5 protein-coding genes and 1 pseudogene are annotated in these 4,281 nt (G+C 60.9%); 2 read left to right on the forward strand and 4 right to left on the reverse strand.

Translation table 11 applies throughout. The features are described from left to right. Positions 1–221, forward strand: a pseudogene (locus ACRXB1_RS31730) (hypothetical protein); the annotation flags it as partial. Between the two features lie 311 nt (positions 222–532). Here the strand turns inward: ACRXB1_RS31730 and argC are convergent. From argC to ACRXB1_RS31750, 4 genes are all read right to left on the reverse strand, one after another. Then, a complete protein-coding gene (gene argC, locus ACRXB1_RS31735; protein ID WP_449494288.1) occupies positions 533–1,486 on the reverse strand; it encodes an N-acetyl-gamma-glutamyl-phosphate reductase in 954 nt (317 codons plus the stop codon). Between the two features lie 260 nt (positions 1,487–1,746). Continuing rightward, complete coding sequence (locus ACRXB1_RS31740; RefSeq protein WP_062000520.1) at positions 1,747–2,112, reverse strand: response regulator; 366 nt, start codon at positions 2,110–2,112, stop codon at positions 1,747–1,749. An 18-nt stretch (positions 2,113–2,130) separates the two neighbouring features. Further along, entirely contained in the window at positions 2,131–2,583 is a 453-nt protein-coding gene (locus tag ACRXB1_RS31745) for a hypothetical protein (RefSeq protein WP_174364509.1), read from the reverse strand. A gap of 224 nt (positions 2,584–2,807) precedes the next feature. Beyond that, complete coding sequence (locus ACRXB1_RS31750; RefSeq protein ID WP_062170281.1) at positions 2,808–3,686, reverse strand: NAD(P)-dependent oxidoreductase; 879 nt, start codon at positions 3,684–3,686, stop codon at positions 2,808–2,810. 64 nt (positions 3,687–3,750) lie between these two features. Between ACRXB1_RS31750 and ACRXB1_RS31755 the strand changes: the two genes are divergently transcribed. After that, a partial coding sequence (locus ACRXB1_RS31755; RefSeq protein ID WP_449494289.1) for a Mut7-C RNAse domain-containing protein occupies positions 3,751–4,281 on the forward strand: 531 nt, incomplete at its 3' end.

Consider the following 4,281-nt stretch of genomic DNA (forward strand, 5'->3'; position numbering starts at 1 on the left):
ACTACGAGCGTCTCAAGCTTTTGCTGCTCAATCTGGGTCACACGATGCTCGCCGAACTCTGGCTCGCCGGGCAATCCGCAGCCGACGCAACCGTGCTCGATGCCATGCGCAACGCCGCATGGCGCGAAAGTCCTTTCGAAATGGCATACGGCATACCGCTGTCTCCCTCATTTAGTTTTACGCTGTCATTTCGCGTTGACCTTCTTCTGGCGATCGGCTGAAAACGTCCAAAAGCGGCAATTCAAACAACCGCTCTTCCGGAGCGCCTTGACTGGCAAGGCGCACGCGACGTATTGAAACAAAAATTCGTTTAGACCTCAGTCAGGAGAATTTCTGTTTAGCCGAAAAGCAAAACGAAGAAGCTTTGAGCGCGAAAACGCGTAATCATTGACGAACGAACGTTCGTAAATAAATTAGGAGATTCCCTATGGAGTAATTGGCGAGAAATGTGTGGACGTAAAAAAACCGGTTTCGCACGAGGGCAGAAACCGGCTTTTCCTGACGGATGCGCAGGGCGTTCAGCAGAGTTACATCAAGCGATCAGTCCCGCTGCTTCGTCGGCGCCGATTGCGAGATTCATGCACTGGATCGCCGCGCCCGATGCGCCCTTGCCCAGGTTGTCCAGACGAGCGACGGTGACAAAATGCTCGTCGTTGCCGAAGACGAAAAGGTCGACGCGGTTGGTGTCGTTGTTGGCCTGGACATCGAAGAAACCCTCGTCGAGATTGCTGTCCGCATTGAACGGCAGCACGCGCACGAACGGTTCGTTGGCGTAATACTCGGCGAAGAGCGATTGCACATCTTGCGGCTTCGCGGCGCGCGTCAGTTGCTCCGGCGAGAAGTAAGTCGTGACCGCCAGGCCCTTCAAAAAGTTACCCACGATAGGCGTGAAAACCGGCGCACGCTTCAGCCCTGAGCGCACGGCCATTTCCGGCAGATGCTTGTGCGTCAGGCCCAGCGCGTAGGGACGCGGGCTCATCAGCTTCGGATTGCCGGCCATCTCGAATTCCGCGATCATCTTCTTGCCACCGCCGCTGTAGCCCGTGATGGAATACGCGTGCGCCGCGAAGTCGGCGGAAACGAGGCCGCTCGAAACCAGCGGTTTCATGGCGAGCAAAAACGCCGACGCATGGCATCCCGGCACGGCAATGCGCTTCGCCGAGCGCAGGCGTTCGCGTTGGGCGGGCATCAGTTCGGGCAGGCCATACGCCCAGTCGTCCTGCGTGCGAAACGCCGTGCTGGCGTCGATCATCACCGTGCGATGGTTATCCGCATTTACCAGCGACACCGATTCGCGCGACGCCACGTCCGGCAAGCACAGGAACGTCACGTCCGACGCGTTGATCAGCCGGCGGCGCTCTTCCACGTCCTTGCGGCGCGCGTCATCGATACGCAGGATCTCGACGTCACGCCGCGCCGACAGATACTCGAAAATCTTCAGGCCGGTGGTGCCTTCCTGTCCGTCGACAAATACTTTGGTGGTCATCTTGATCTCGCTGGTTCGGTCGCGCGGCGGGCGTTGAATCGGTCCTGCCGATGCGCGGTAAAAACGCCATTTTAATGCGCCTGCGCGTCAGCGCGATGGCATTGCGGGGGCCGCGCCAAAAACGCAGGCAAAAAAAAGCCCGCGCATGATTGGCGGGCTGAATCCATATCAGTGGAGACATGGAGGAGACGAATCCACTGTACCGGAACCATTGGTGCAGCGCAACATCTCCTTCGCTATGTGTCTTACAGATACAACACTCAGGGCTGCGTCATCGACAGGATAAAACCCAACTGATCGATCGAAACCGGCTTGATCAGATGGACATCGAAGCCGGCTTCCTGCGTCATTTCATGATGTTGTGGCTGGCCCCAGCCGGTCAGCGCGACCAGCAGCATGGACGCGCCATCCGGCAAGGCGCGCAATGCGCGGGCGGCGGAAAGGCCGTCCATCGGCGACATGCCGAGGTCGAGGATCACCACTTCCGGCCCGAATTGCCGCGCTACATCCAGCGCCTGCATGCCGGAACACGCCTGCGCGACCTGATGGCCGAGGCCGGTCAGCAAGCTGGCGAGACAGCTCAGGGCGTCGTCGTCGTCATCGGCTATGAGAACACGCTTGGTCATGACAGTCCCCTGTTTGCCTTATTTGCCCGATACCGCGAGCGACAACTTGCCCGAGCCAGCCGTCGTCGCCGTGATCTGCGTGCGTTGCCCGCGCTCGCCGATATAAAAATGCTGGCGCGCCGCCGAATTCTGATCGTGCGTGGCTTCCGGCAGGCACGACGCGATGTCCGCCGCGACCGCTTGCAACGCGTCCTTCGTCGAGCCTGAATCGGCTGCTTTGGTCCATGTACAAGTGAGCGTGCCGCCCTTCGCCGCGCATTGCGCGTCCTGGCCGTAAGGCTGGGCGACGGTATTGGCGTCGCCGGGTTGCACGGATGAGAATCCGCCCGGCGCAGCCGCGACGATGCGCTTGAGCGCGCTGCAGGGCGCGGGGGTATCGTCGGCGAGGGCGAATGTGGGCATGTTCAGGCAAAGCACGCCAATGCCCGCCGATGCCACCATGAACATAAGACCCCGAAGAGTGCTTTTCATATGGTCGCTGTCCTGTCTCCGCATCATCTTTTTTTACGCTCGCAAGGGCTTGTCGCAGCCTGCGCGCGGCGTGTCCGTGTGTCTGTGCGCCACCGAATGCTTCCCGGTTCGATACCACCCGGAACCAGAAGGCGAACGGCGCGCCAAGTATACGGAACGTTGCCGCGCATTGTCGTTATTTATTGCGGATGCGACCGCCACCTGTTTTTATCGCTGAGCAAAAATCACACCTTCCTTCCTGCCCGCCGCGCAGCGACTTTGCCAAGCACCGCGAAGTCCTTGTCGCCGTCGCCGTGAGCAAGCGCCTCGATCAGGTTGTCGCGCACGAGGCTGCCCACCGGCAGCGTCACGTTGACCGCGTCGCCGGCGGCAAGCGCGAGACGGACGTCCTTCAAACCGAGGCGCGCCTTGAACAACGCGGGTTCATAGCGGTTATCGGCAATCATGCGGCCGTAGCCCTGATAGACCGGACCCGGGAACAGCGTGTTGCTGATGACATCCAGGAACGTGTGCGGGTCGATGCCGTGCCCGGTCACCAGTGAAGCCGCTTCGGATGTCGTTTCTATAGCCGATGCCAGCATGAAGTTTGCCGCGAGTTTGAACACGTTCGCGTGCTGTGGCGTGGCGCCGACGCGCCAGGTCTTTTGTCCGATGACATCGAATACGGGCTGCACTCGGTTGATTGCATCATCGGCGCCGGCCGCGATGATATTCAGCTTTCCCGCCGCCGCCACGTCCGGCCGTCCGAGCACGGGCGCCGCGACATATGCCACGCCGTGATGCGCGTGCAGGGCAGCAAGTTCCTCGCAGAGCGCGACCGAGATCGTCGCCATGTTCGCGTGCACGATGCCTTTGGGCGCGCGCTTGAGCAAACCGCTGTCGATCAGGACGGCGCGCAACGCGGCGTCGTCGGCGAGCATGGAGAACACGGCGTCGCCCGCAAAGGCTTCTTCCGGCGACGCCACCACGGTCGCGCCTTCGTCGGCGAGCGGTCTGGTTGCATCGGGCGAACGGTTCCAGACGCGTACCGTGTGGCCTGCCTTCAGCGCGTTCAACGCCATCGCGCTGCCCATTCCGCCGATTCCAATAAAGCCGATATCCATGTCCTGCTCCTTTGTGATGTGCTTGCCAAAGCAAACGCGTCGAACCGATGCGATACTCAAAACCATGACGACTGCCACGTTCCGTTTTCATCGGGAGTTGAATGAGTTCCTGGCGCGAGCGCAGCGCGACCGGGTGTTTGCCTGCGGGTGTCCGGCGGCTTCGACCACGAAGCACATGATCGAAGCACTCGGCGTGCCCCATACGGAAGTTGCGCTGATTCTACGGAATGGCGCGCCGGTGCGCTTTGACGAGGCTGTCGAGGAAGGCGATTTCATCGATGTCCATCCGGTCGGCGCCGTGTCGCGTTCGCTCGATACCGCTCAGCTTCTGCGTGCGCCGTTGCGGCTCGATACGCTGCGGTTTATAGCCGATGCCCATCTTGGCGCGCTTGCGCAACGGCTTCGGCTCGCGGGTTTCGACACACGCTATGACAACCATTTCCCCGACGATGAAATCGAGCAGCTCGCGCTCGACGAACATCGCGTGGTGCTCACGCGCGATCGCGAATTGCTCAAGCGCCGCACGCTGGTCCACGGCTGTTACGTGCGTGCGCTGCAACCCGATGCGCAATGGCGCGAAGTCGCCGTGCGGCTA

This window comes from Caballeronia sp. M23-90, assembly GCF_053574605.1.

What these genes read in the sequence shown, in the direction of transcription:
- ACRXB1_RS31740 (WP_062000520.1), bottom strand. Translation starts at nt 2,112, where the DNA reads ATGACCAAGCGTGTTCTCATAGCCGATGACGACGACGACGCCCTGAGC.
- ACRXB1_RS31745 (WP_174364509.1), bottom strand. Translation starts at nt 2,583, where the DNA reads ATGAAAAGCACTCTTCGGGGTCTTATGTTCATGGTGGCATCGGCGGGC.
- ACRXB1_RS31750 (WP_062170281.1), bottom strand. Translation starts at nt 3,686, where the DNA reads ATGGATATCGGCTTTATTGGAATCGGCGGAATGGGCAGCGCGATGGCG.
- argC (WP_449494288.1), bottom strand. Translation starts at nt 1,486, where the DNA reads ATGACCACCAAAGTATTTGTCGACGGACAGGAAGGCACCACCGGCCTG.